The organism is Pseudosporangium ferrugineum (assembly GCF_003002065.1).
GTDB classification, from domain to species: domain Bacteria; phylum Actinomycetota; class Actinomycetes; order Mycobacteriales; family Micromonosporaceae; genus Actinoplanes; species Actinoplanes ferrugineus_A.
In genome coordinates this window covers 594,642-618,398 of the sequence record NZ_PVZG01000001.1, presented here as the reverse complement: position 1 = coordinate 618,398, position 23,757 = coordinate 594,642, and the positions used below count along the sequence as shown (strand labels likewise).

The 23,757-nt window shown below is 73.4% G+C and carries 22 protein-coding genes; 11 read left to right on the top strand and 11 right to left on the bottom strand.

Annotation, left to right across the window (positions count from 1 at the left end; translation table 11 throughout):
• Positions 1-25 precede the first annotated feature (25 nt).
• Positions 26-1,021, top strand: coding sequence for a LacI family DNA-binding transcriptional regulator (locus CLV70_RS02740; protein WP_106124694.1), 996 nt, complete (start codon positions 26-28; stop codon positions 1,019-1,021).
• Between the two features lie 169 nt (positions 1,022-1,190).
• On the opposite strand, the gene CLV70_RS02735 is transcribed toward CLV70_RS02740, so the two are convergent.
• Positions 1,191-2,084 carry a helix-turn-helix domain-containing protein gene (locus CLV70_RS02735; protein ID WP_106124693.1) on the bottom strand — a complete coding sequence of 298 codons (894 nt, stop codon included), beginning with the start codon at positions 2,082-2,084 and terminating at the stop codon, positions 1,191-1,193.
• 33 nt (positions 2,085-2,117) lie between these two features.
• Positions 2,118-2,930: an AraC family transcriptional regulator gene (locus CLV70_RS02730; protein WP_342750353.1), complete on the bottom strand. Its 813-nt coding sequence runs from the start codon at positions 2,928-2,930 to the stop codon at positions 2,118-2,120.
• Positions 2,931-2,956: 26 nt separating this feature from the next.
• Here CLV70_RS02730 and CLV70_RS02725 point away from each other — a divergent pair, with 26 nt between their 5' ends.
• A complete protein-coding gene (locus CLV70_RS02725; protein ID WP_106124691.1) occupies positions 2,957-3,490 on the top strand; it encodes a VOC family protein in 534 nt (177 codons plus the stop codon).
• Positions 3,491-3,498: 8 nt separating this feature from the next.
• Here the strand turns inward: CLV70_RS02725 and CLV70_RS02720 are convergent, their stop codons facing one another.
• From CLV70_RS02720 to CLV70_RS02705, 4 genes are all read right to left on the bottom strand, one after another.
• On the bottom strand, positions 3,499-4,626 hold the full coding sequence (locus CLV70_RS02720) for a serine hydrolase domain-containing protein (protein WP_106124690.1): 1,128 nt from the start codon (positions 4,624-4,626) through the stop codon (positions 3,499-3,501).
• Positions 4,627-4,685: 59 nt separating this feature from the next.
• Positions 4,686-5,216, bottom strand: a complete 531-nt coding sequence (locus tag CLV70_RS02715; protein WP_106124689.1) for a hypothetical protein — start codon at positions 5,214-5,216, stop codon at positions 4,686-4,688.
• Between the two features lie 69 nt (positions 5,217-5,285).
• On the bottom strand, positions 5,286-5,945 hold the full coding sequence (locus CLV70_RS02710; RefSeq protein ID WP_245907971.1) for a lytic polysaccharide monooxygenase auxiliary activity family 9 protein: 660 nt from the start codon (positions 5,943-5,945) through the stop codon (positions 5,286-5,288).
• An 82-nt stretch (positions 5,946-6,027) separates the two neighbouring features.
• Positions 6,028-7,644, bottom strand: coding sequence for a histidine kinase N-terminal 7TM domain-containing diguanylate cyclase (locus tag CLV70_RS02705; RefSeq protein ID WP_158277684.1), 1,617 nt, complete (start codon positions 7,642-7,644; stop codon positions 6,028-6,030).
• A gap of 148 nt (positions 7,645-7,792) precedes the next feature.
• Between CLV70_RS02705 and CLV70_RS02700 the strand changes: the two genes are divergently transcribed.
• A complete protein-coding gene (locus CLV70_RS02700) occupies positions 7,793-8,257 on the top strand; it encodes a hypothetical protein (RefSeq protein WP_106125012.1) in 465 nt (154 codons plus the stop codon).
• A gap of 5 nt (positions 8,258-8,262) precedes the next feature.
• Here the strand turns inward: CLV70_RS02700 and CLV70_RS02695 are convergent, their stop codons facing one another.
• A complete protein-coding gene (locus CLV70_RS02695; protein ID WP_245907970.1) occupies positions 8,263-9,090 on the bottom strand; it encodes a metallophosphoesterase family protein in 828 nt (275 codons plus the stop codon).
• Between the two features lie 136 nt (positions 9,091-9,226).
• Here CLV70_RS02695 and CLV70_RS02690 point away from each other — a divergent pair, with 136 nt between their 5' ends.
• The 3 genes from CLV70_RS02690 to CLV70_RS02680 are packed head-to-tail and all read left to right on the top strand — an operon-like array spanning position 9,227 to position 12,797.
• Positions 9,227-9,886 carry an RNA polymerase sigma factor gene (locus CLV70_RS02690; RefSeq protein ID WP_245907969.1) on the top strand — a complete coding sequence of 220 codons (660 nt, stop codon included), beginning with the start codon at positions 9,227-9,229 and terminating at the stop codon, positions 9,884-9,886.
• The gene (locus CLV70_RS02685; protein ID WP_106124685.1) at positions 9,886-11,973 is read left to right on the top strand and encodes a bifunctional diguanylate cyclase/phosphodiesterase; all 2,088 of its coding nucleotides are present in this window, start codon (positions 9,886-9,888) and stop codon (positions 11,971-11,973) included. The genes CLV70_RS02690 and CLV70_RS02685 overlap by 1 nt, the downstream gene beginning before the upstream one ends.
• 29 nt (positions 11,974-12,002) lie before the next feature.
• Positions 12,003-12,797 carry an SAM-dependent methyltransferase gene (locus CLV70_RS02680; RefSeq protein WP_106124684.1) on the top strand — a complete coding sequence of 265 codons (795 nt, stop codon included), beginning with the start codon at positions 12,003-12,005 and terminating at the stop codon, positions 12,795-12,797.
• Positions 12,798-13,216: 419 nt separating this feature from the next.
• Here CLV70_RS02680 and CLV70_RS02675 read toward each other — a convergent pair whose 3' ends face one another.
• Positions 13,217-14,245 carry an LLM class flavin-dependent oxidoreductase gene (locus CLV70_RS02675; RefSeq protein WP_106124683.1) on the bottom strand — a complete coding sequence of 343 codons (1,029 nt, stop codon included), beginning with the start codon at positions 14,243-14,245 and terminating at the stop codon, positions 13,217-13,219.
• Positions 14,246-14,407: 162 nt separating this feature from the next.
• Here CLV70_RS02675 and CLV70_RS02670 point away from each other — a divergent pair, with 162 nt between their 5' ends.
• The 3 genes from CLV70_RS02670 (at position 14,408) to CLV70_RS02660 (ending at position 17,072) form a co-directional block, all read left to right on the top strand.
• Positions 14,408-15,085, top strand: a complete 678-nt coding sequence (locus CLV70_RS02670; RefSeq protein WP_245907968.1) for a hypothetical protein — start codon at positions 14,408-14,410, stop codon at positions 15,083-15,085.
• 15 nt (positions 15,086-15,100) lie between these two features.
• Positions 15,101-16,381 (top strand): copper amine oxidase, encoded by a 1,281-nt coding sequence (locus CLV70_RS02665; RefSeq protein WP_106124681.1) that lies wholly within the window; start codon positions 15,101-15,103, stop codon positions 16,379-16,381.
• A gap of 61 nt (positions 16,382-16,442) precedes the next feature.
• Positions 16,443-17,072: a DUF305 domain-containing protein gene (locus CLV70_RS02660; protein WP_106124680.1), complete on the top strand. Its 630-nt coding sequence runs from the start codon at positions 16,443-16,445 to the stop codon at positions 17,070-17,072.
• Here the strand turns inward: CLV70_RS02660 and CLV70_RS02655 are convergent.
• Complete coding sequence (locus CLV70_RS02655) at positions 17,050-18,153, bottom strand: acyltransferase family protein (protein WP_106124679.1); 1,104 nt, start codon at positions 18,151-18,153, stop codon at positions 17,050-17,052. The two genes, CLV70_RS02660 and CLV70_RS02655, sit on opposite strands and share 23 nt — an antisense overlap.
• 52 nt (positions 18,154-18,205) lie before the next feature.
• On the bottom strand, positions 18,206-21,184 hold the full coding sequence (locus CLV70_RS02650; RefSeq protein ID WP_106124678.1) for an MGH1-like glycoside hydrolase domain-containing protein: 2,979 nt from the start codon (positions 21,182-21,184) through the stop codon (positions 18,206-18,208).
• 116 nt (positions 21,185-21,300) lie between these two features.
• Here CLV70_RS02650 and CLV70_RS02645 point away from each other — a divergent pair, with 116 nt between their 5' ends.
• The gene (locus CLV70_RS02645) at positions 21,301-22,152 is read left to right on the top strand and encodes a GDSL-type esterase/lipase family protein (protein ID WP_106124677.1); all 852 of its coding nucleotides are present in this window, start codon (positions 21,301-21,303) and stop codon (positions 22,150-22,152) included.
• Here the strand turns inward: CLV70_RS02645 and CLV70_RS02640 are convergent.
• Positions 22,142-22,771, bottom strand: a complete 630-nt coding sequence (locus CLV70_RS02640; protein ID WP_106124676.1) for a MarR family transcriptional regulator — start codon at positions 22,769-22,771, stop codon at positions 22,142-22,144. The genes CLV70_RS02645 and CLV70_RS02640 overlap by 11 nt on opposite strands.
• A 94-nt stretch (positions 22,772-22,865) precedes the next feature.
• Here CLV70_RS02640 and CLV70_RS02635 point away from each other — a divergent pair, with 94 nt between their 5' ends.
• Positions 22,866-23,708: an MBL fold metallo-hydrolase gene (locus CLV70_RS02635; RefSeq protein WP_106124675.1), complete on the top strand. Its 843-nt coding sequence runs from the start codon at positions 22,866-22,868 to the stop codon at positions 23,706-23,708.
• Positions 23,709-23,757: the final 49 nt, after the last annotated feature.

Sequence of the window (23,757 nt, the reverse complement as noted above, 5' to 3'; positions counted from 1 at the left end):
CAAGACCGCCGGGAGGAGAGCGCCCATGACAGATCCCACGCCCCGCCGCGTCACGAGCGCCGACGTGGCCCGCATCGCCGGGGTCTCCCGCGCGACCGTCAGCTATGTGCTCAACAACACCCCCCACCAGACCATCTCGGCGGGCACCCGGGCCCGGGTCCTCGACGCCGCGGCCGGGCTCGGGTACGCGCCGTCGGCCGCCGCCCGTACCCTGCGCACCGGGCGCTCGGACGTGGTCCTGTGCCTGCTGCCGGACTGGCCCATCGGCCAGGAGGTCGGCGCCCTGCTCGGCAACCTCTCGGCCGAGCTGGACCGGGCCGGCCTGACCCTCCTCGCCCACCCCGGCACCCGCGCCGGCCGCCCGGTCACCCAGCTGTGGCGCGGGATCACCCCGGCGGCGGTGCTGGCCTTCAGCGGCTTCTCCGGCACCGAGGCCCGGGCCATGCGCGCGGCGGGGGTCGCGCTGGTGGAGGCGCCGCTCGGCCGCCCCGGCCCGGAAACCCCGGAAGGGGCGCAACACCGGGTCGGCGCGCTCCAGGCGGACCATCTCGCGGCGTCGGGCCACACCCGGATCGGGTACGCGTACCCCGACGACGACCGGGTCCGCGTCTTCGCCGAGCCGCGGCTGGACGGCGTACGCGCCCGCTGCGCCGCGCTGCACCTGCCACCCCCGCTGGTCCGCACGGTGCCCCTCGAACCGGACCCGGCGGCGGAGGCGGTCCGCACCTGGCACGGGTCCGGCGTGACTGCGGTGTGCGCCTACAACGACGAGGTGGCCCTGGCGGTCCTCGCGGGCCTGCGCCCGGCCGGCCTGACCGCCCCGGCCGACCTCGCCGTGATCGGCGTCGACGACCTCCCGGCGGGCCGCCTCGCGGACCCGGCCCTGACCACCGTGACCACCGACCAGGCAACGGTCGCCGCCCACCTGGTGACGGCCGTGCTGGCGGCGGTGCACGGCGAAACGTCACCGGCCCTCGACCTGACCTCCGCGATCCGCGTCCTGGCCCGCGCCTCGGCCTGACCTCCGCGGCCGGCGCCGCCCCCGCGCCGCTGCCGGCGAGCCTGCGCTGTCAGGCCGCGACGGCGTTCCGCAGGGCCGCCCCCGCGCCGCTTGCGGCGAGTCTGCGCTGTCAGGCCGCGGCGGCGTTCCTCAGGGCCGCCCCCGCGCCGCTTGCGGCGAGTTTGTGCTGTCAGGCCGCGACGGCGTTCCGTAGGGCCGCCGCCAGCCAGCGCAGGTCGTCCGTGGCGTCCCGGGAGGCGCGCTGTCCGCGTACCCGGGAGACCAGTATGCGGTATTTTTCCATGTCGGCCGCCAGCCCGGCCTCCAGGCAGGCCAGCACCTCGGTCAGGTCGGCGTCGCCGAACAGGCCGGCGATCAGGGGCGCGGGGTCGCCGGGCCGCGATCGGGCCTCCGCGACGGCTTCCACCACCTGCCGGGCCCACCAGATGGTCGAGCCGGGTGGGCGGGGGTGGCCGGGTGCCGGGGTGCTCAGCAGGAGGAACGTGCGCATGCGCGTACGGAAATCGGGATCCTGGGTCAGCTCGGCCAGCTCGATCCAGGCGTCGACCTGGTCGGGGGTGGGGTCGTCCGGCAGGTCGATCCGGAGGTCGCGGATGCGGTCGCGCAGCCGGGGTTCGAGGTCGAGGCCGCCGAAGACGTCCGCCTTGAAGTCGTCGATGATGCGCAGGCGTTCGGTGGCGGAGAGGCGGGCGAGGCGGTTCATCAGGGCTGTCTCCTCAGCGGTGGAGTCGCGTTTCGACACGGTGGACAGCACGGCCCGGCTGACCTTGAGGGAGCGGATCCGGGCGTCGATCGCGGCGATGTGGGCGCGGGCGACGTCGGCGACGGTCGTCCCGCCGTCGAGCACCCGGCACACCTCGTCGAGGCCGAGGCCGAGTTCGCGCAGGGTGCGGACGAGTTCGACGCGCGCCACGCTCGCGGCGTCGTAGAGGCGGTAGCCGCTCGCCGAGCGGGCCACGGGCGGTACCGCTCCCTCGTCTGACCAGAAGCGCAGGGTGCGTGCGGCCAGGCCGGTGCGCTGCGCGAGCTGGCCGATGGTCAGCAGGCCGGGGTGTGCGTCCATGGATGAATCGTCGACCTTGCAGCCGCTGGAAGGTCAAGCGTCCGGCGCGGTCCGCTGCCGGTAGTCGCTGAGGGTGAGGCCGAGCACCGACCGGAACTCGTTGGCGAGGTGGGCGTGGTCGCTGTAGCCGAGGTCGGCGGCGACGGTGGCCAGGGTCGTGCCCGGCTCGTCGCGCAGGCGTCCCGCGGCCTCCTGCAGCCGGCGCCGGCGGATCATGGCCGACGGCGGCAACCCCACGTACCGGCCGGCGAGCCGTTGCAGGGTCCGGGCCGGGATGCCCAGGCGTGCGGTTGCGTCGGTGACCGTACGGATCGACGGGTCGGAGTCGATGGCGGCGGCCATCTCGTTGGCCAGCAGCGCCTCCGGGCCGGGCGGTGGCACCTCGCCGGCGAGCCAGGCGGCGAAGGCGCCGACGGCCCGGCGGTGCCGATCGTGGCGTTCGCCCGGCCCGTTCATGGCCTCGGCCACCGGCCGGTGCAGCCCCGGAAGCTCCATTTTCCGGTACGCGTCCCGCAGCGTTGCCGGGTTCCCGGCGAGGTGCGGCACCGCGGCCGGCCGCAGCAGCGCCCCGACGCCCCACCCGGTGCCGGTCAGATCCCGGTGCGAGCGGCGCGTCGTCGGCCCGGCGAGCCCGACGGCGTCCGGCTCGACGACGAGGTTGCAGGCCGGGAAGGCGATGACGTGCTGGCGGGAGGTGCGCCCGGGCTGGATCCGCCACTCGGGGATCCAGAACCACCGCACCAGGTGCGCCACCTCGAGGGGCGCCGGAATCCGGTCGAGGGTGGGCAGCCGCGCCGGATAGAGCACGCCCCGGGGATCCTGTCGCGTATCTTCAAGCCGCTCCAGGCCGGGCATACCTACGATCCTCACCTATGACCGAGACTGAGACCGAGACCGAGACTGAGACGAACCACCGGGCCGCCGACGGCCAGTACACCACGAACGGCACCCCGCACGGCGCCACCAGCCTGACGCCCTTCCTGGCGATCCCGGGCGCTCGCGGGGCCATCGACTTCTACCGCACGATCTTCGGGGCCCGGGTCGTCGACGTGACCGAGATCGGCGGGGTGGTGGCCCACGCGGTCCTCGACTTCGGCAACGGCCTGCTCCAGCTGGGCGAGCCGATGCCCGACTACGGCCTGGTCGCGCCGCCGGAGGGGGATCAGGACTGCTACTCCATCGGCCTGTACCGCCCGGACGTCGACGCCGTCGTGGCCCGCGCGGAGGAGGCGGGCGCCGTCGTCCGGGAGGCGCCGTCGACCTTCGTGTCGGGCGACCGCTTCGCCAGCATCCGGGACCCGTACGGCGTACGGTGGTCGATCCTGACCCGGGTCGAGGACCTCTCGGAGCAGGAGAGCGCCCGGCGGGTCGCCGAATGGGCCGCGCAGCAGGGGCAGGCGGGCTGAGACCGGCCTCATCTCCCGGCGACGGCGTCCCAGGCGGCGGAGATGGGCGCGAAGGCGCGCAGATCGCCGAGGCCCCCACCCATCTTGTTCATCGTGTACGCGTACGTCGCCCGGGCGTCGAGGTCGATGACGGCGAGCGAGCCGCCGGCGCCGCCCCAGTACAGGGTGTTCGGGCCGGGCATGAAGTCGCCGCCGACGGCGAAGCCGAGCCCGAAGCGGACCGACATGCCGAGGATCAGGTCCGGACCCTCGACCTGCACCTCGAGGGCCCTGCGGCAGGTCGCCTCGGACAGGAAGCGCCGGCCGCCGGCCACCCCGGCGTTGGCGAGGATGGCGTGCACCCCGGCGACGGACCGCGCGTTGCCGGTGCCGCCGCCGGCGGGGATTTCGGCGGCCCGCCATGCCCGCGAGTTGACCGTCGATGTCTCGATCCGGGGGTTGTGCGCCGCGTTGTCCTGCAACTCCGTCACGTCGCCGGAGAAGGGCTCCTCCGCGTACGGGATCAGCTCGGCGACCCGCGGCTCCCCGGATTCCGGCAGCCCGATGTGGAAGTCGGCGCCGAGCGGCCCGGCGATCTCCTCGCGGAACACCGTGCCCAGCGTCCGGCCGGTGATCCGCCGGACGATCTCGCCGATCAGGAAGCCCTGGGTGACCACGTGGTACCCGGACGCGGTCCCCGGTTTCCAGAACGGCTCCTGGGCCGCCAGCGCCGCGGTCGCCCGCTCCCAGTCGTACAGGTCCTCGGGCCGCAGCGGCTCACGCCAGCCGGACAGTCCCGCGGAGTGGCTCATCACCTGCGCCACCGTGATCCCGTCCTTGCCGCCGGCCGCGAACTCGGGCCAGTAGCGGGCGACCGGCGCGCCGAAGTCGAGCTCGCCGCGGTCGGCGATCAGCAGCGCGGTGAGGGCCGCCATGGTCTTGGTGATCGAGAAGACGTTGACGACGGTGTCCGGCTGCCAGGGCCGGGTGCGGGCGGCGTCGGCGTACCCGCCCCAGAGGTCGGCGACCGTCTCGCCGCCGACGGTGGCGCAGAAGCTCGCGCCCACCTCGGCACCGTCGGTGAAATTCCGCTCGAAGGCGGTGCGCACGCCCGCCATGTCCGCGCGGACGGAACCGCACACTTCCCCGTCGGCCATCGCCACACTGTCCGCGCCGGCCCGGCTCCCGGCAACGCATTTTGCGGCGTCCGGTGCGTTCAGAGCCGGGCGGCGGTGTCGTAGCGGCGGCGCAGGCCGGTCATCTCCGCGTCGGTCAGCGCCTCCCTGCGTGCCAGGTCCGCGTACGGGGGCGGGAACAGCTGTCCCAGCCGGTCGGCGTACGGGACGCCGTCGGTCGCCTCGACCACCTGGATGCCCGGCGGCCGGGTCGACAGGTCCACGATCACCGGGCCGGCCAGCTTGACCGCGACGTCCCACGGGCGCTTCTCCTCGGCCACCCCGCACAGGTGGAAGCCGTAGATCCGGCGCACCTCGGCGAGGGCGGTGGCCGAGGCCGGCTCGTGGCCGTACACCCGGACCCCGCAGATCACCGGCGCTCGTTCCGCGGGCTGGTGACCGGCATGGCGGTGCTGCTCCGGCGTGGTCTGCTCGAGCGTCGTACGCAGCAGGTCCGAGAGCTGTCCCCGCAGGTCGGCCGGGGCGGCCGGGCGGAGCAGGACGGCCGCGCCGGCGGTCGCCAGGAGGGTCGTCGCCGCCCACACGTAGCGGTTGCGGATCCAGGAAGTCATGGGTACGCCTCACCTCGTCGCCGCGGGTGCCGGTCCGCGGCCCGGGGAGTCCCGGGCCGCGGCGGCCGGTCAGGAGAACGTCACATCGCTGCACCACATGTAGGCCTGGTCCAGGTGCGAGGCCTGCCAGATGACGAAGAGGATGTGGTGCCCGGTGTAGCCCGACGTCGAGATGTTGAACGAGATGTTCTGCGCCGGCGCGTACCTGCCGGTCTGCGTGATGAAGTCGAGGTTGCCCCAGCCGAGGCGCTGCGTGGCCGGGTTGTACCCCTGCTTGCTGACGTAGACGCGGAAGTAGTCGGCGCCGTGACTGGCCTGGTCGTACAGCTTGACGGTGAAGTTGCGCGAGACGCTGGTGGTCTTCCAGGCGCCCGGCTGGTTCAGGCTGTCGTTGCGGGTCAGGGCGTTGCTGCAGAGCTGGCCGTCCGGCGTACGGGCCTGGAACTGACCGCCGAGGCCGTCCCGCAGCGCGCTCATCCAGTTCCACATGGTGTCGGGGTTGGCCTGGAAGGCCTGCCAGCACATGGGGTCCTGCTGCTGCATGGCCGGGTTGGTGTGCTGGCTTCCCCAGGTCTGCCAGCACTGGTAGGCGCGGCTGGCCGGGCTCACGATGGTGCCGTGCGCCTGGGCCGCGCCGGCGTAGGGGAGCAGGCCGGCGACCAGCGCGAGCAGGACGACCAGCACGCGGACGGGGTGGCGGACGGCTGAGCGGGACTCGTGTGGGGGCACGGTGGGTCCTCCGTTCATCGGGGGTCGAGAGCATGGGAGCGCTCCCAGACAGGGTGGCACCTCGATGTCCGAATATCAACCATCATCTATCGATCGAGGAACGCCCTCGACGCGGGCCGGCCTTTGTCAGTACGTTCCCACCATGGGGGGAGCCGCCGCCGGTTCCACCCGGTTGCGGCCGCAGCGCTTGGCCTCGTACAGGGCGTCGTCGGCCCGGCGCAGGAGGTCCTCGGCGGAGCCGCCCGCCGCACCGGCGATGCCGGCCGAGAAGGGTGACCGTCAGCGGCAGGCCGGTGTCGATGCGGGCTACCTGCTCGCGCAGGGCGTCGATGCGGCACCGGGCGGTTTCGGCGTCCGCCCCGGTGAACGCGACGACGAACTCCTCGCCCCCGTACCGGGCCACCACCGCGTGCGGGCCCGCCCCGGCCTCCAGCAGGCGGGCGAAGGCGGCGAGCACGGTGTCGCCGACGGCGTGCCCGTACATGTCGTTGATCTGCTTGAAGTGGTCCAGGTCGAGCAGCGCGAGGCTGGCCGGCGGCGCCTCGCGGAGCCGGTCCATGAGATACCGGCGGTTGTGCAGCCCGGTGAGCACGTCCCGGGTGGCCTGCTCGGCCAGGTCCGCCCGCAGCGCCTCGATCGTCGCGAGCTGCTCGCGCAGCTCGGACGCGGCCCGCTCGGCCTGCCGGCGGCGCAGGTTGAGCTCGGTGATGTCGCGCGCGACGAGCGCCCAGCCGAGGCAGCGGCCGCGCCGGTCGTGCAGCGGGGTGATCTGCACGTGCAGGTCGATTCCGGTGTCCCGGGGGCCGTTGACGGTCTGCTCGGTGGCGCGCAGCTCGTCCAGCCGGAGCGGGATGCCGGCGTCGACGGGCAGGCCGGTCACGTCCGCGGGCAGGCCCGGGACCAGGCGGTGGTAGATCCGGCGGGCGGCCGGGTTGACCTCGATGATCCGGGTCTCCCGGTCGATGACCATCACGCCGTCGGACATCGTGGCGAAGATGTGCCGGTGCGCGATCGGGATGAACTGCGGCAGCCCGCCGGCCAGCACCAGCTGGATGTAGACCATGCAGATCGCCTGGCCCAGGGGGATGAGGTCGATGAGCGTCACCGGCAGCGCCGGGGTCACCAGGGCGATGACCGTGCAGGGCACGTACGTCCCCAGCACCAGCAGCGAGATCCGGCGCTGGCCGGCCGAGGTGGAGCGGCGGATGAGCACGACGACCCGCGCGACCGTGCCGACGATGAGCGCCTGGATGTAGAAGGCGTTCAGCCAGAACGTCGGCCCCGGCACCGTCAGGAGCATGCCGTTCCAGCCGGTCGGCTCCACGCCGGTGAAGTGCAGGTGCAGCCACGGGTCGGTGACCACCGCCCCCAGGATCAGCACCGGCTCGGCCAGCAGCAGCGCGGTACGCCGGGAGAGACGCCAGGCCCGGTCCGAGAGGGCGAGCGCCATGCACGAGACCGACGCCATCACGAGCGGTGACACCACGGCCTGCACCGAGCCGACGACCCACACGGTCGTCCGGTCCGGCACCAGCAGCTGCACCGCGCTCAGCGCGTTGATCAGCGCCACCCCGGCGCCCATGAACGCGACGATCGGCAGGATGGCGGAGCCGGCCCGGGAGCTGCGCAGGCCGGACACGGCCACGGTGGCGGCGGTCACGGCGGCCACGCCGAACGCCACGACCAGCGCAGTTGTCATGCCCGCCCTGATCGGTGTGCCGGTGGCCGACCTGAGGGAACCGGCGGGCGGCGTCATTGCCAACAGACCCACAGGTACGGCACAAGCCCAGCTCAGGCTCGCACGCGAGGGTAGGTGCCCAGGGACGAACGGCGTGGGGGAGTCCGAGATGCTTGTGCAGCTGAACCGCAGTGACCTGAACCGGGCGTTCGCGCCGAACTCGACCGCCGTGCCGGTCCCGGGGCTCGACCGGCAGCGGCCGGACCCCGTGGTCGCGGTGCTCGGGCCGGCCGGGCGGGTCATCGCCCTCGGCTCGCACCTGCCCGCCGGCTGGACCGTACGGTTCGCGGCGGGCGTGGACGACGTCCGCCCCGACGAGATCGTGCTGATCAGCGGCGCCCGCGAGGACGCCGTCCGGCAGGCGCGCACGCTGCTGCCCGCCCGCACCCGGATCGTGGCCCTGGTCGACGAGGGCGCCCGCGCCGAAGCGGTGGCCGCCGTGCTGACCGCCGGTGCCGACGCCTGCGTCCGCGGCGGTCAGCCGGCGATCCTGGCCAGTCACCTGGTGGCCTGCCGGCGCCGGCAGCTCACCGACCGGTGGGTGAACCTGGGGGCGTCGCTGCCCCGGCCCTGAGCGGCTCAGTCCTCGAAGACCTTCTTCAGCAGCACCGGCGTGCCGGCCCGCTTCTTCCACTCACGCGGGTAACCCAGCGACACCTCCTGGAACGGCACGCCGTCCTGCGACGTCCGCCGCGGGATGTGCAGGTGCCCGTAGACGGCGGCCGCCGCCCGGAAACGCAGGTGCCAGTCGGCGGTGAGCTCGGTGCCGCACCACTGGGCGAACTCCGGGTACCACAGCACCTCGGTCGGGTGCCGGTGCAGCGGCCAGTGGCTGATCAGCACCGTGCGCAGCCCGGGGTCGACCGCGGCCAGCCGGGCCTCGGTGGCGGCCACGCGGGCCCGGCACCACGACTCCCGGTCCGGGTACGGGTCCGGGTGCAGCAACTCCTCGTCCGTGCACACCACACCCGTGCGGTACGCGTACGCCAGCGACTCCTCCTTCGTGGACGTTCCCGGTGCGCGGAACGTGTAGTCGTACAGCAGGAACAGGGGCGCGACCACGGCCGGGCCGCCGTCGCCGTGCCAGACCGCGTACTCGTCCTCGGGGGTGCGCACCCCGATCTCCCGGCACATGGCGACCAGGGCGTCGTAGCGCTCGACGCCCCGCAGCCGCACCGGATCCTTGGCGTGTGTCCACAGTTCATGGTTGCCCGGCGCCCAGATCACCTCGGCGAAGCGCGAGCGCAGCAGCCGCAGGGTCGCCTCGACGTGCGAGAACATCTCCGCGACGTCGCCCGCCACGATCAGCCAGTCGTCCGGGGAGACGGGGTGCAGGCTCTCCACGAGCGCACGGTTCTCCGCGTACGCGACGTGCAGATCGCTGACGGCGTACAGGGTGCCCGCCACGAGCGCCTCCTCATGATCCCTCGATGGCCCTGACCATGATCCTGCCAGCCGTCGGAAAGAATCTTGGCCGCGGCTGTCACGCCGGAGGGCTCCCGGAGACCCAACAAGGGGGACTTCCCGGCGGACGGAGGATTCGGTGGTCGACGCGCAGGACGCGCACGACGTGGGCAGCGACCACGCGGACACCGCCTCCGGGGCCGTCCCGCGCGGCTCGGCGGGTGACGAGCCGGTCCCGGCGCGGCGGCTCATCCCCGATCCGCCGCCGGCGGCCGAGATCGAGGAGTTCTTCCGTCGCTACTGGGAAGGCCTCGTCCGCAACCTGCTGCGCGAGGGCGCCAACCGGTGGGAGGCGCAGGACGCGGTCGCCGAGGCCATCCGCGAGGCGCTGCGGCGCTGGCCGGAGCTGACCCACCCGGTCGCCTGGGTGCGCACCGCGGCCCGCTCGCACTGGCTCAAGCAGCGCCGCGCCATCGGGCAGGGCGACCTCGAGGTGCTGGTGGCCGACGTCACCGAGCTCGACGAGGCGCGCGCCGACGACCCGGAGCTGGTCGCGTACGAGCTGGAGGAGTGGTTCTCCGGCGTGCTGGCCCAGCTGCCGCCCGCCCGCCGCGAGGCCCTCGAACTGTCCGCACAGGGGCTCACGCCCACCGAGATCGCCGCCCGGGTCGGCAAGTCGCCCGAGGCGGTGCGTACCGCGCTCAAGCTCGGCCGCAAGCAGGCCGTCGCGCTCTGGCAGGCGATACCCGGCCAGCGTACGGGCAAGCGCCCGGCCGACCCGGAGGGAGGCGAGCACTGATGGCGCAGCACGGCCCGCACGACGAACCGTCCGAACACGACGAACCGGTGCTCACCCACGCCATGATGATCGCCGCCCTCAACGGGGTGCTCGCCGACTGCGGCTATCCGCCGGTCGCCGAGGACGACCCCGGGCCGGCGCCGCTGCCCCGCGACAATCCCGCCGACCGCCTGATCGAGGACGCGCGGCACCGCGCCGACGGCATCGTCGCCGCCGCCCTCGAGACTGCGGTCCAGTACACCGACGCCGCGCTCGACCGGGCCGCCCGTACGGTGATCAGCGCCCGCCGGACGATCGCCGGCACGGTGCCCGCACCGCCGGATCTCGCGCCGCTGCCCCCGGCGGACGACTCCGGCCGCCCGGTCGGGCGGCGCTGGCTGGCGGCGGCCACCGCGGCGGGCGTCTACCTGCCCATCGCCGACGCCGTCGCGGCGCAGACCCTCGACGTGTTCGCGGCCTGCCTGCACGACGCCACGCATGCGGTGCCGGCGGACCTCGACGCCGCGTACCGGGTGGGGACCGAGGTCGTCGCGCTCGGCATCGGGCGGCCCGAGGCGCTGCCGGCGACGATGAGCCTTGTGCTCGACCACCTCGCCGACGGGGAGGTCCTGGGCCGCCCGGCGCGCCAGGTCGCCGCCACCTTCGCCGCCGGGTTCGCCGCCGCGCTGCAGGCCCGCACCCTCGCCCAGCAGGAGTCGCTGCACCGGGCCACCCAGCGGGCCGCCCGGGAGTTCCAGCTCGCCCTGCAGCACAGCGAGGCCCGGTACCGCCGGCTCGCCTACTACGACCCGGTCACCGGGCTCGCGAGCAAGGCGCGGCTGGTGCAGCGGTTGCGGCAGGCGGCGCACGGCGACGACCCCGAACGGCACGCCGGCGTCTGCCTGATCGAGCTCGGCGGGTACGGCGCCATCGGCGAGCAGTTCGGCGCGGAGGCCGGCGACCACGTGCTCGCCGAGGTCGGCCGCCGGCTGCGGACGGTAGCCCAGCACCCCGACTACCTGATCGCCCGGCACGGCCCGCACACCTTCGCGATCCTGGTGCAGGACAGCGGCGGCGTGGCGCATCTGGCGGACCTGGCCGAACGGGTCGCGGTCGCGCTCGCCGAGCCGGCGTCGCTGCCCGGCACCGGCCTGACCGCCCCGCTGCAGGCCCACATCGGCGTCGTCGACGTCGCCGCCGCCGGCCTCGACGCCGGCCAGGTGCTGGTCGACGCCGAGATCGCGCTGCGGCAGGCGCGGGCCGGCACCGGGCGCTGGGCCGTCTACGACCCGCAGCCGGGGCCGGCCGGGCGTACCGGCGGGACGAGCGTGACCGGCCTGGTCACCGGGCCGCCGACGTACCAGCCGATCGTCAAGCTGGGCTCGGGGCGGATCGCCGGCCTGCACACCCGGATGGCGTGGCGGCACCCGCACCTGGGCACCCTCGACCTCAACCGGATCGGCCAGCTGACCGGCGACCGGGACACCACCACCCGGCTGGCCGGCAGCCTGCTGCACCAGGCCTGCCGCCAGGCGATGCAGTGGGACGGCGGCAAGAAGGGCCCGTTCATCGGCGTCGACCTGCCCGTGCACCAGATCGGCTACCCGGACATCGCCGACCTCGTCCGCGAGGCGCTCACCGGCAGCGGCCTGCCGCCCAAGCGGCTCCACCTGCACCTGTCCGGCATCGACGCGGTGCCCGCCGGGGAACACAGCCATGCCGTGCTGAGTGCGCTGGCCGCGCTGGGCGTCCGCCTGGTCCTCGACGATTTCGGTACGGGGTACAGCAGCCTCGCGTACCTGCGTGACCTGCCGGTGCACGGCCTGCGGACGCCCGCCGGCCTGCTGCACCCCACTCCGGCGGGCGCCGAGGCCGACCGCGAACTCGTCACCGGCATGGCGCGGGTGGCGCACGCGCTGGGCCTCACCCTCACCGTGCACGGCGTCGACGACGACGTCCGCGCGGCCACCCTGATCGGCACGGGCTGCGACGGCGCCCAGGGCCTGCGCTACGGCGCGCCGACGACCCCGCACCAGGTGCCCGTGCTGCTGCGCGGATCGACCCTGCGCCCGCTCCTCGGACGGGAGAACGGACTGGTGGCGTCGTGACCGACCACAGTGGAGTAAGCTTCCCCGGTATGGCGAACGCCGACACGGACCCGGCGGGCCGGCCCAGCAGCGCCCGCATCTACGACGCCCTGCTCGGCGGCAACCACAACTTCGCCGCCGACCGTGAGGCCGCCCAGCACCTGCTGGCCGCGATCCCGGGCGCGGGGGAGATGGCCCGCGCCAACCGGGCGTTCCTGAACCGGGCCGTGCAGTTCCTGCTGGACCGCGGCGTCCACCAGTTCCTCGACATCGGCAGCGGCATCCCGACGGTCGGCAACGTCCACGAGATCGCCCAGCGCCGCATCCCCGACGCCCGCGTGGTCTACGTGGACATCGACCCGGTGGCGGTGGCGCACAGCAACGACATCCTCAAGGACAACCCGTGGGCGGTGGCGGTCCAGGCCGACATGCGCTTCCCGGAGGCGATCCTCGACCACCCGGGCGTCCGCCGCCTGCTCGACCTCGGCGAACCGGTCGGCCTGCTGCTGGTCGCCATGCTCCACTTCGTCCCCGACGACGACGCCTACCCGGCGGTGGAACGCCTCCGCGCCGCCCTGCCCCCCGGCTCCTACATCGTCATCTCGCACGGCGTCTCCGACACCCCCTCCGACGCCGCCCTCGACAAGGTGACCGCCCTCTACCGCCGCACGGACGTGTCCACCGCCCACGGCCGCGACCGCGAGTCGATCCTGCGCTTCTTCGGCGACGCCGACCTGGTCCCCCCGGGCCTGGTCTGGGTCCACGAGTGGCCGGACCCGGCCGACGGCGACCCGCACGGCATGGCGGTGGTCGCGGCGGTGGGCCGGATAACGCCGCCCTCCTGAACATTCCTCCCGGCACCCCACCCCTCCGCCGCCCCCGCAGGGGTGGGGTGCGCCCACCAACCCGGACCCCGCCCGGCCCGCCCGCCGAGCCGGCCCTCCACGAGCCGGTCCCGCGATCCGCTCGCTGGGTCGATCTGCTCGCTGGGCCGATCCCCTCGCGTCTCCGTGCGCCGGGTCGGCACGGCCCGTGTGCCCGTGTGCCCGGCCGGCCGGTCGCCTCCGTCCGGTCCGCGCGCGGTGGTCGAGGGGTGAGCCTGCTCTCGTCCGGTCCGCTCGCCGGGCCGGCTGGCGGGGTGGATATGCGGCTGTCGCGAAGAGCTGCCGTCCCACAGGCGCACCGGCCGCGCGGGGTGGTTGTGCGGTGCGACGGCCGCGTGCGGGGTGGTTGTGCGGCGGGGCTGAGCTGCGGCCCGGGGGGATCAGGCGAGGAGTTCGCGGACGCGGGGGATCACCTCGGTGCCGTAGAGGTGGATGGCCGACATCAGGTCCTCGTGGGGCAGGGTGCCCACCGAGTACTTCAGGTCGAAGCGTTGCGCGCCCACCTCGCGTACCGTGCGGGCGATCTTGGTGGCCACCGTCTCCGGGGAGCCGACGTGCCAGGCGCCCTCCGTCACGTCCGCCTCGAAGCGGTCGCGGGTCAGGGGTGGCCAGCCGCGCTCGGCGCCGATCCGGGTGATGACCTTGCGGGCGTGCGGCCAGACCGTCTCCACCGCCTCCTCGTCCGTGGCCGCCACGAAGCCCGGCGCGTGCACCGCCACGGGGAGGCGGTCGCGGCCGAACTCGGCGAGGGCCCGGTGGTAGAGGCCGACGTACGGGGCGAAGCGGGCCGGGTCGCCGCCGATGATGGCCAGGACCAGCGGGAAGCCCAGGCGGGCGGCGCGGACCACCGACTCGGGGCTGCCGCCGACGCCGATCCACGTGGGAATCGTGCCTGCCTCCGTCTTGGGGTAGACGTGCTGGTCGCGCAGCGGCGGGCGGACGGTGCCCTGCCAGGTCACCGGCTTCTCGGTGAGCAGCTCGGCCATGAGGTCCGCCTTCTCGGCGAAGAGGCGTTCGTAGTCGCCGAGGTCGTAGCCGAAGAGCGGGAACGACTCGGTGAACGAGCCGCGGCCCAGGGTGATCTCCGCACGGCCCTGCGACACCGCGGCCAGTGTGGCGAAGCGTTCGTAGACGCGTACGGGCTCGTCGGAGCTGAGCACCGTCACCGCGGTGCCCAGCTTGATCCGTCGGGTGCGGCCGGCGATCGTGGCGAGGACGATCTCCGGCGCTGACACGGCGTAGTCGTCGCGGTGGTGCTCGCCGAGCCCGAACACGTCCACGCCCACCTCGTCGGCGAGGACTGCCTGCTCGACCACGTTACGGATCACCTGGCCGTACGGCAGGAGCTCGCCGTCGGGTCCTGCGGTGACGTCACCGAACGTGTCGAGGCCGAATTCCACGGAGGTCATGCCGCGATCCTAGATCGTTACCGGGCTTTGACATTTATGGCCGTTCGGCTCACGTCCCCCTCACGCATCGACCGGCATGATCTGGGCGCACCGCTGATATGGGGGAGGATGCCGACAGTGCGGCAGTATCGGAAATGGGGCTGGGGCCTCGGAATCGCTTCGGTGACCGCGGTCATCGCCTTCGGGGTGGCGTCGTGGCAGGTGAACGCCGCGCCCACGCCCGGCGCGTCCCCGGGGGCGGAGCAGCCGCGGGTGTCCGACCCGGATCCGGGTCCGGAGCCCACGGCCGGCACCGGCAACGACGCCCTGACGAGCGCCGAGGTGGAGAAGGCCCGCGAGATCGCGGTCACACCGGAGCTGAAGGAGAAGGCCAAGGACGCTTCCGGGGCGGCCGGTCCGGAGTTCCTGTCCGCGGACATCGTGGACACCGACGGGGGACGCCGGGCCGAGGTGTACTTGTACGACTATGCGACGAACAACCTGATCAAGCAGGTCGTGGACCTGGGCGGCAGCAAGCTCACGGACTCGTACTCGGCGGCCGGGCTCCATCTGCCGGCGTCGGCCCACGAGGTCGACACCGCGCTGGACCTGCTGCTCGCCGACCCGCTCGCGTCCGAGTTCAAGGATGCGTACGCGAAGGCCACCGGCAGTCAGTTCGCCGGCAAGGACGGGCTGAAGACCACCGCGCACGTGTTCAAGGCGCAGGCCGCCGACCCGGCCGTGGCGCAGTGCGGCGAGCACCGCTGCCTGAGGCTCATCGTCGAGGCGAAAGGTCGCTACCTCGACCTCGGCCACCTGATCATCGACCTTTCCGGGCGCACCGTCGCCCGCCTGAGCTAACGGGGAACCGGCAGCATGACGTACCGAAAGACAGCGGGCGCCGCCGCGGCGCTGCTGACCGTCGCCTCGCTCGGCCTCGCGGGAACGCCCGCGGCCGCCAAGGCGCCCGTCGCCGTCGCGCAGTGCGCGGCGTCCTCGACGGTCAAGGAGACCCTGCCGAACGGCACGACCTGGCAGCTGTGCTGGCGCGTCCAGGACCGGGCGGGCCTGGTCCTGGACGACGTCTTCGTCTCCTCGAAGCGCTATCCCACGCCGGTCCAGGTGCTGGACTCGATCCGGCTCGGGCAGCTCAACGTGCCGTACGACTCGGGCGAGACCGAGTACAACGACCTGACCGAGTACGGCTTCGGCGGCAGCAACCTGGAGACCCTCGGCGGCGAGGACTGCAAGGGCGGCTCGGCGCGCGAGGGTTCCGACGGCGGCCCGGAGGCGCGGCGCCGCAAGGTGCTCTGCGTCAGTGCGGAGCCGTCCGGGCTGGCGTACCGGCTGAAGGACTACAACTACGAGACCGGAGCCGACAAACTCTACTCGAAGCAGGGCCACGACCTGGTGCTGCGGACGATCAGCAAGGTCGGCTGGTACGAGTACGTGTCCGAGTACCGCCTGGCCGACGACGGCCAGATCTCGGTGCGGCTCGGCGCGACCGGTGACCTGTCGCCCGGCGACTACGTCAAGGCGGATCGGGGCTGGCCGATCGGCAAGGGTGCCCGCGACTACGCCTCGATGCACTACCACAGCGCGATCTGGCGGGTCGACACCAACATCGACGGCAAGGGCGGCGAGAAGGTCGAGCAGTACGACACCAAGACGGACGGGCGCGGTTCGATGGCGGCCAAGCTCAAGACGAGCATGACCAAGATCGACAAGGAGGGCACCTTCACCAAGGCGAACCGCCGCTGGTGGCGGGTGGTCAGCGAGGCGAGCAAGAACAAGGACAGCCACAAGCGCTCGCTCGAGCTGGTGACCGGCGCGGACGACCGCTACGAGGCCAACCCGGCGACGACGCCGGACGTGACCTTCACCGAGGCGCGCGGCTGCGAGAAGTTCGCCACCGACAACGCCGACCCGCAGTGCAAGACCATGAAGACGATTCTCGACTACGTGAAGGACAAGCAGACCCTCAAGAACCCGGTGATGTGGGTTCGCGTCGGCTTCCACCACGTCCCCCGCGACGAGGACCAGAGCCCGATGCCGCTGCACTGGCAGGGCTTCGACCTGCTGCCGCGCGACTTCACCGACATGAACCCGCTGACTCCGGCCGACCGGAACGGCGTCAACGGGCAGACGGACAACTGATCGACGGCCCGGCCCGGTCCCCGCGACCGGGCCGGGCCGCGCCGTGAGGAGAGGCAAGACCTTGCCCGTACGCCGCCTGGCCGCCGCCCTGGTGCTGGCCGCCACCGCGCTGACCGTGGTGACCTTCGCCGCCCGCGGCGGGGGCGACGGCGACCCGCCGGACCAGCCGCAGCGCAGGCCGGTCGCGGTGGCCTCGGTGACCCCGCCCGCCCCGGCCGACCTGCGGTACGCCCGGGAGATGGTCGCGCACCACGAGCAGGCGGTGCGGATGAGCCGGTCGATGCTCGCCAAGCCGGGCCTGCCGGAGCGGATCCGGGACCTGGCCGGCTTCATCGCCCAGGACCAGCAGCGGGAGATCGACGAGACGAACGCCTGGCTGACCGCGTGGGGAGAGCAGTCCGCCGCGGGTCACGAGCACGGTCACGGTGCCGGCGCCGGGATGCTCACCCCGGCGCAGTTGACCTCGATCGACGCCGCGGCCGGCGGGACCGCGGTGCGGCTGTACCTGACCGGCATGATCGAGCACCACCGGGGCGCCGTCACGATGTCCCGCGAGCTGCTCGACGGCGGCGGGCGCAACGTCTACATCCACGGCCTCGCCAAGCACGTCATCAACGAGCAGACGACCGAGATCGACGCCATGACCGGCATGCTGCCCGCCGGGACCGTCAGCGGGGCAGCGGGCGCGTGAGGTGGCGGCGCAGCAGCTGGGCCGCCGGCCGTTCGACGTAGCGGTGCAGCAGCCACGCCGCCGCGGTGACCACGGCGACCACGATCGCCAGGGTGGCGTAGCGCGGCAGGTGCGGGTGCAGGGCCGCGATCAGCGTCCAGCCGGCGTACTCGTGCACCAGGTAGAGCGGGTACGTGAGCGTCCCCGCCACGGTCAGCCAGCGCCACCGGATCCGGTCCGCGCGGCCGGTCGCCACCAGCGCCATGATCGCGAAGATGGCGGCGAGCAGGAGCAGCGCCGGCGCCACCGGTAGCGGCCTGCCGAGGACGTCCCGGGAGACGTGCACGACCTGCCCGGCCACGTCGTGCTGGGCCATCAGGAACGCCGCCCCGCACAGCGCCCAGAGCGTGACGTGGCCGCCGCCGCGGTGCACCAGGAACAGCGCGATCCCGGCGACGAAGTACGGCGCGTGCCGGGGCATCACGATCACGTCGAGGGCCGGCACGTCCGCCTGGGTCGCGACGGCCGCCGCCACCAGCCAGCCGTAGCCGAACAGCGTCGCGGAGCGCGGAGTGAGCCCGCGCCACACCACGATCGCGAACAGCAGGTAGAAGCGCGCCTCGACCCACAGCGTCCAGTAGACGGCGTCGACCGGGCGTACGCCCAGCGGCTCCTGCAGCATCGTCAGGTTGACCAGCAGGTCGCTGACGCCGACGGGTTCGCGGACCACCGGCCACAGGCTCAGCACGGCGAAGGTGAGCAGGGCGGCCGCCCAGTACGCCGGGTACAGCCGGATCACCCGCGACCGCAGGAATTCCCCGGGCGTACGGCCCCACGCGCTCAGGCAGATCACGAAGCCGCTGATCAGGAAGAACAATTGGACGCCCAGCCAGCCGTACGAGGCCGGCAGCGACAGCCACGGGAAGACCCGTTCGGCGCCGGCGCCCCAGGGCAGGACCGTGCCGCGGTCGTACGCGATGAAGTGGTAGGCGACCACCATGAGCGCGGCGACCAGCCGCAGCCCGTCGAGCACCGCGATCCGGGTCCGCGGTGCCGGGGTGCCGGCCGGGCGCCGTTGCTGAGGGGTCTCGAGAACAGCCACGCACGAACAACCCGCGGGCGTGCTCCCGGGCAACGGGCCCGGCCGGGTCAGCTCACCGGCCGAGCACCGTGAACCGGTCGAGCGCGATCGTGCCGCGGTCGAGCCGGAGCCCGACCGCCGGCGACCAGGCGCCGAGGTCGGCGGGCGGGACGGCGTTGCCGACCGGCGCGTCGTGCAGCCCGGTCCACCGCCCCTCGTGCTCCAGCCAGGTGGTCAGGTGCCCGCCCTGCAGCACGACGGCGAAGCGGTCGCCGGGCTGCCAGCGTACGGCCGCACAGCACCCGCCGGTCGCCTCCGGACGGTCCGCGCCGGCCACCCGCACATCCGCGCCGGAGCTGCCGAAGTGGTTGTTGTACCAGGCCATGGCGTTGTCGCGGGAGGACGCCGACAGGCCGAGGAAGAGGCTGTCCTCGGGGTCCGCGCCGGAGAACGACCGGGGTTCGACCACGATCGCGGCGCCCCGGGTGCCGGTGGCGACAGGCGCGGCGAGCACGCCGAACGCGCGGCGGTCCGTCCCGGCGGTCAGCGCGCCGCCGGACACGCCGAGGACCGGGTCGGCCTCGCCGGGCACCGGCTTGTCGAGCCGGTATCCGGCCGTACGGTCGGTGGAGAAGTCGTCGTCCCAGAGGGTGACCGGGAAGTCGGCCGGGTCGAAGACGTAGCGGGTGGGTGCGACCGCGCCGCTGACGCCGTCGCGGCCGGTGGCCAGCGCCCGGATCGGCGGGCCCGCGCCGAGGTCCGCGTCGGCGGGCACGGTGATCCGCCAGGTGGTGCGCGTCCCGTGCCGCTGCGCCCGGACGGCGGTCCAGCCGCGCGGCACGTGCAGGGACACCTCGGCCCGGCCGGTCACCCGGGTCGTGGCGGTGACGGTGGCGCCCGCCTTGACGGCGATCGCGCCGTCGGTGAGGCCCTCGAAGGCGACGGAGACGCCCGGATCGGGCTTGCGCCACACCTGGAGGGCGGTGATGCCGACCGCGCCGCCGTCGGTGCGGCTGGTCACCACGCGCAGCCGGTCGGTGGTCAGCGGCGGGTCGACCAGGACCCGGTTGATCGCGCGGCCCACCGGGACGGCCGGGTCGCGGCGCTGGCCGGGCACGTCGCGCCAGGTGCCGTCGGCGGCCTGGTACTGCAGCGCGTACGCCTGCGGGGTGCGTACCCCGCCGCCGTCGTCGTAGAAGACGATCCGTACGTCGGAGACGACCGTCGCCGCGCCGAGGTCGACCGCCAGCCAGTCGCTGGGGTTCGGGGAGGCGTACGTGGTCCAGCGGGTCGCCGGCACGTCGAGGTGGAAGTCCTGCCCGTCGATCGCGTCCGCCGCCTTGTCGCCGCGCCACGTGTACGACGCGGTGGCCGCCGGATAGCCGGTCTCGGTGACGTTGGCGGCGTCGTCGACAAGGCCGGGCAGCGCCTGCGGCCGGGCGCCGAACGTGACGGTCACCGGCCGCAGCGAACCCTGCGCGTGCCGGAGCACCCCGTCGATCCAGACCCGCAGACCCTTGCCCTTTCCGTACGCGGTCCCGTCGCGGTCCCAGACCACCGTGAGGTTCCGACCGTGGTACGGCACGTTCTCGGCGGCGAAGTGGTCCCAGCTCGCCGGGGCCAGCGGGGCCAGCCGCACCGAGTCGCCGTCCTGGGGCCGGATCCCGAGCAGTCCGGAGAGCACGATGTCGTTGAACGTGGAGTGGTTGTAGTCCTCGCTGTGGCCGCGCCCGTCGTAGATCCAGCGGTCCTCGTCGGGGTGGTGCGCCTCGGCGACGTACGGGCGGCCGTCCTTGCGCTGGGTGAGGGCGTAGCCGCGGAGGATGTCGTAGAAGTCGCCGGCGTCCACGTACGGCTGGGCCGGGTAGTCGATGAGCTGGTTGGCGAGCGCCGTCAGCGTCTGGCTGGTGGCGAAGGGCCAGCTCGGGCCGTCCCAGCGGCAGCAGCCGGCGAGGGCGTCGTGCATGAACCAGGGGCTGCGCCGCTCGGTGGTGGTGGGCCCGTACGGTGCCGCGAAGCCCTGGGGGTCGGTGAGCTGCTGCCAGGCGACCGCGTCCCGCGCCGGGGGCATGTGGAAGTACCACGGCACGAAGCCGATCTGCTCGCGGTCGGCGATCGGGGTGAGCTGCGGGTTCCCGTCGCGCATGACGTGCTTGTAGAAGGACGACCGCGGGTCCCACAGGTGCTTCTCGGTGGCGCGGCGCAGCGCCTCGGCCTCGCGGTCGTAGCGCGCGGCCTTCCGCGGGTCGCCGATCTTGCGCGCGAGCTCGGCCAGCGCGCGGGCGTCGCCGTACTGGTACGCGTTGAGCGTGGGCCGGTACCCGTCGCCGCCGTGGTACGGATCGTCGCTCTGGTACGAGCTCGCCGTGAACTCCATCGCGTCCCACACCGGCGTCTGCCAGTACAGCCCGAGCTCGCTGTCGAAGTTGGTCGCCTTCCAGCCGGCGTACTGGCGTTCCAGCTCCGGCATCCGCTCGGCCACGAACCGCCAGTCGCCGGTCACCTCGGCGCGCGCGACGGCCGCGTCGACCGCCCAGAACGAGTACTGGTGGGCCCAGTCGGTGGTGTTGTCGTTGAGCTGGTCGGTGGCGGGCTTGGGACCGGCCCCCGACCCGCGCAGCCAGTAGTCGAGGTAGTCGTCGACGTAGCGGCGGTCGCGCAGCCAGCGTCCCTCGTAGACGTGGTGGCCGGCGGCGGCGTTGATGCCGCCGTACGGCGCGGAGTAGCCGACCGGGCCGAGGAACTCCGAGACGATCCATCCGTCGCCGGGGCCCGCGTACTTCAGCGCCTCCTTGTAGGTGCGCCACCGGTAGTAGTACGTCGCCTGGATGTCGGCGTCGGGCAGGTCGACGAACGGGATGTTCGCCTCGTACCACTGCGGCTCCGCGACGTCGCCGAGCAGCGCGGCATGGTCCAGGAAGCGGGTGGCCGGCCCCACCGCCGGATACACGGGTACGTCGGCGGCGCGGCCCGCTTGCGCGGCCGGTGCCGGGGCGGCGAGGGAGACGAGCACTGTCACGCACGCGGCGAGGCCGGCGGTCCACTTCGACATGTGACGCATCTCAACAAAGTCACACAGGAAATGTCAACAACTCACAGGCCGCGGGAGTCCGACGTGGATGGCTTAGGGTGTCCGGATAGGTGCAATCCGTGACAGTTGGAGGTCCCGTGCCGCACCGGTGGCAGGTCGTCGTCCTGGCCGTCCTCAGTGCCGTCGCGCTCGCCTGCGAGGGTGCCGGCAACGCGGGTCCCGCGCCGACCGGGAAGCCGAAGCCCAAGCCCGGCCGCCCGTCGTCGATGGTCGCGCTGGGCGACTCCATCACGGCCGGGTTCGGCAGCTGCACCATCTTCGTGGCGTGCAGCCGCAATTCCTGGGCGACCGGGAGCGCGGACGCGGTGGACAGCCACTACCGCCGGATCCGCGAGGCGAACCCGGCGATCAAGGGCCATGCCCGCAACCTCGCCGTGCCCGGCGCGCAGGCCGCGGACCTGCCCGGCCAGGCGGCGTCCGCGGTGGACAGCGGCGCCGAGTACGTGACCGTGCTCATCGGCGCCAACGACGCCTGCTCCGGCGGCGTGGACGAGATGACGCCGGTCCGCACCTTCCGCGGACACCTCGACAAGGCCTTCGGGCGGCTGCGCAAGGGCCTGCCCCGGTCCCGGGTCCTCGTGGTGAGCATTCCCGACGTCCACCGGCTGTGGCAGCTCGGCCACGACGACCCCGGGGCGGTCCGTGCCTGGCGCCGCGGCATCTGCCCGGCCATGCTGGCGAACCCGACGTCGACGGCCGCCGCGGACCAGGATCGCCGGCGCCGGGTGGCCGACCGCATCGACGCCTACAACGACCAGCTCGCCCGCGCCTGCGACGCGTACGGCGACCGCTGCCGCTGGGACGGCGGCGCGGCCCACGGGATCCGCTTCTCCCTGGACCTGGTCAACAGGACCGACTACTTCCACCCCAACGTGGCCGGCCAGAACCGCCTCGCCGACGCCACGTACCCCGTCCGCTTCACCTGGTGACCGGTGGTTCCTTCAGCCGGAACGGCGGGTTGCCCGGCGGCGGCGGGGCGTCGAAGGCGGCGACGGTGTCGCGCAGCTGTTGCAGGTTGGCCTGGTCGAAGTACAGCTGACGGATCGTGTAGTCCGAGACGGCCGCGCTGAACCGGCGGTCCGGGTGGGGCGTCAGGCCCATCGCGTCGCCGCGCCGGCGTCCCTGCAACACCTCCGCCAGGTCGGCGCCGACCTGCCGCAGGCGACGATCGATGATCTTGAGGACGTCCTCGGCCGGGATGGCGCGCCCGAGGAAGATGCGCAGCAGCAGGGGATTGCGGATCACCACGGCGTCGTCGGCCGCGTCCTGCGCGACCCAGTCCCGCAGGCGCCGCTCGCCCGGCCCGGTGGTCTGGTACGCCTGCGCCCTGCGCACGCCGCCCAGCGGGATCTCGTGCTCCTCGACCAGGCCGAGGGCGAGCATGCGCTGCAGCTCCCGGCGGATGTGGCTGACGGCGGGGGAGCCCCAGAAGAAGCGCAGGGCGTAGGTGGCCCGCTGCTTGATCTCGCCCGCCGTCAGCAGTTCGCCGTTCATCGACAGGACTCCCAGCACGGCGTACGCGGTCAGGGACAGCTCGTCATCCTCCACGCACGCAGCTTAGGCCTACGACTATTAGTCTGGTCTTTCAAGGGTCATGGGCCGGATCTGAGTGCTCTTGAACCGGACTACTAGTCTCACCGGCATGAATCGCTTCCAGGTTGCCGGCACCGTCCGTACCCACCAGATCGGCCGGTTGCGGGTGAGCTACGTGCCCGACGGCCTCGTCAAGATGGTGCCCGGCTTCCTCTTCCCCGCCACGACGCCCGAGGACTGGGTCGCCGGGGCGCGCTTCCTCGATGCCGACGGGTGGCTGACGGTCAGCAGCGGTGGCCTGCTCGTCGAGCACGAGCGGCGCGCGATCCTGCTCGAATCCGGATACGGACCCCACCCCGAGCCGGTGTCCAGCCCGGAGCACGGCACGGCCCTGATGTACGGCGGCGCGTTCGTCGACAACCTCCGCGAGCTGGGCCGGCGGCCGGACCAGATCGAGGCCGTGGCCATCTCGCATCTGCACCTGGAGCACTTCGGATGGGCGGCCCAGCCGCAGTTCGCCCACGCCGAGGTGCTGCTGTCGGAGGCCGAGTGGGCGGCGCGCGACGCCGGCTTCGGAGTCACGCCGCAGGTCGTCGCGGCGCTGGAGCCCCGCTTCCGCGCCATCACCGCCGGCGAGGAGATCTTCCCCGGCGTCACCGCGCTGGCGCTGCCCGGCCACACCGCCGGCCAGACCGGCTTCGTGCTCGACGGCGGCGACGGCACCCGCCTGCTGGTCTTCGCCGACGTCATGCACTCCCCGATCCAGGTGACCCACCCCGGCTGGCACCTGGTCGGCGAGCCCGACCCGCAGCGCTCCGAACAGACGCGCCGGGAGATCCTGCGGCAGCTGAAGGACGAATCCACGATCGGCTTCGGCATCCACTTCGCCGACGCCCAGTTCGGCCGCCCCCGCGAGACCCCCGACGGCCTGATCTGGGAACCCCTGCCCTGACCCTTCCGGAAGTTGCGGGAACGGATTAGCGGGGGCTGAGCTGGGGTTT

Coding starts and splice junctions, on each gene's coding strand:
- CLV70_RS02725 (WP_106124691.1), top strand. CDS start 2,957: ATGACCGAGACTGAGACCGAGACCGAGACTGAGACGAACCACCGGGCC.
- CLV70_RS02680 (WP_106124684.1), top strand. CDS start 12,003: ATGGCGAACGCCGACACGGACCCGGCGGGCCGGCCCAGCAGCGCCCGC.
- CLV70_RS02675 (WP_106124683.1), bottom strand. CDS start 14,245: ATGACCTCCGTGGAATTCGGCCTCGACACGTTCGGTGACGTCACCGCA.
- CLV70_RS02720 (WP_106124690.1), bottom strand. CDS start 4,626: ATGGCCGACGGGGAAGTGTGCGGTTCCGTCCGCGCGGACATGGCGGGC.
- CLV70_RS02705 (WP_158277684.1), bottom strand. CDS start 7,644: ATGACAACTGCGCTGGTCGTGGCGTTCGGCGTGGCCGCCGTGACCGCC.
- CLV70_RS02685 (WP_106124685.1), top strand. CDS start 9,886: ATGGCGCAGCACGGCCCGCACGACGAACCGTCCGAACACGACGAACCG.
- CLV70_RS02635 (WP_106124675.1), top strand. CDS start 22,866: ATGAATCGCTTCCAGGTTGCCGGCACCGTCCGTACCCACCAGATCGGC.
- CLV70_RS02740 (WP_106124694.1), top strand. CDS start 26: ATGACAGATCCCACGCCCCGCCGCGTCACGAGCGCCGACGTGGCCCGC.
- CLV70_RS02665 (WP_106124681.1), top strand. CDS start 15,101: ATGACGTACCGAAAGACAGCGGGCGCCGCCGCGGCGCTGCTGACCGTC.
- CLV70_RS02715 (WP_106124689.1), bottom strand. CDS start 5,216: ATGACTTCCTGGATCCGCAACCGCTACGTGTGGGCGGCGACGACCCTC.
- CLV70_RS02650 (WP_106124678.1), bottom strand. CDS start 21,184: ATGTCGAAGTGGACCGCCGGCCTCGCCGCGTGCGTGACAGTGCTCGTC.
- CLV70_RS02735 (WP_106124693.1), bottom strand. CDS start 2,084: ATGGACGCACACCCCGGCCTGCTGACCATCGGCCAGCTCGCGCAGCGC.
- CLV70_RS02700 (WP_106125012.1), top strand. CDS start 7,793: ATGCTTGTGCAGCTGAACCGCAGTGACCTGAACCGGGCGTTCGCGCCG.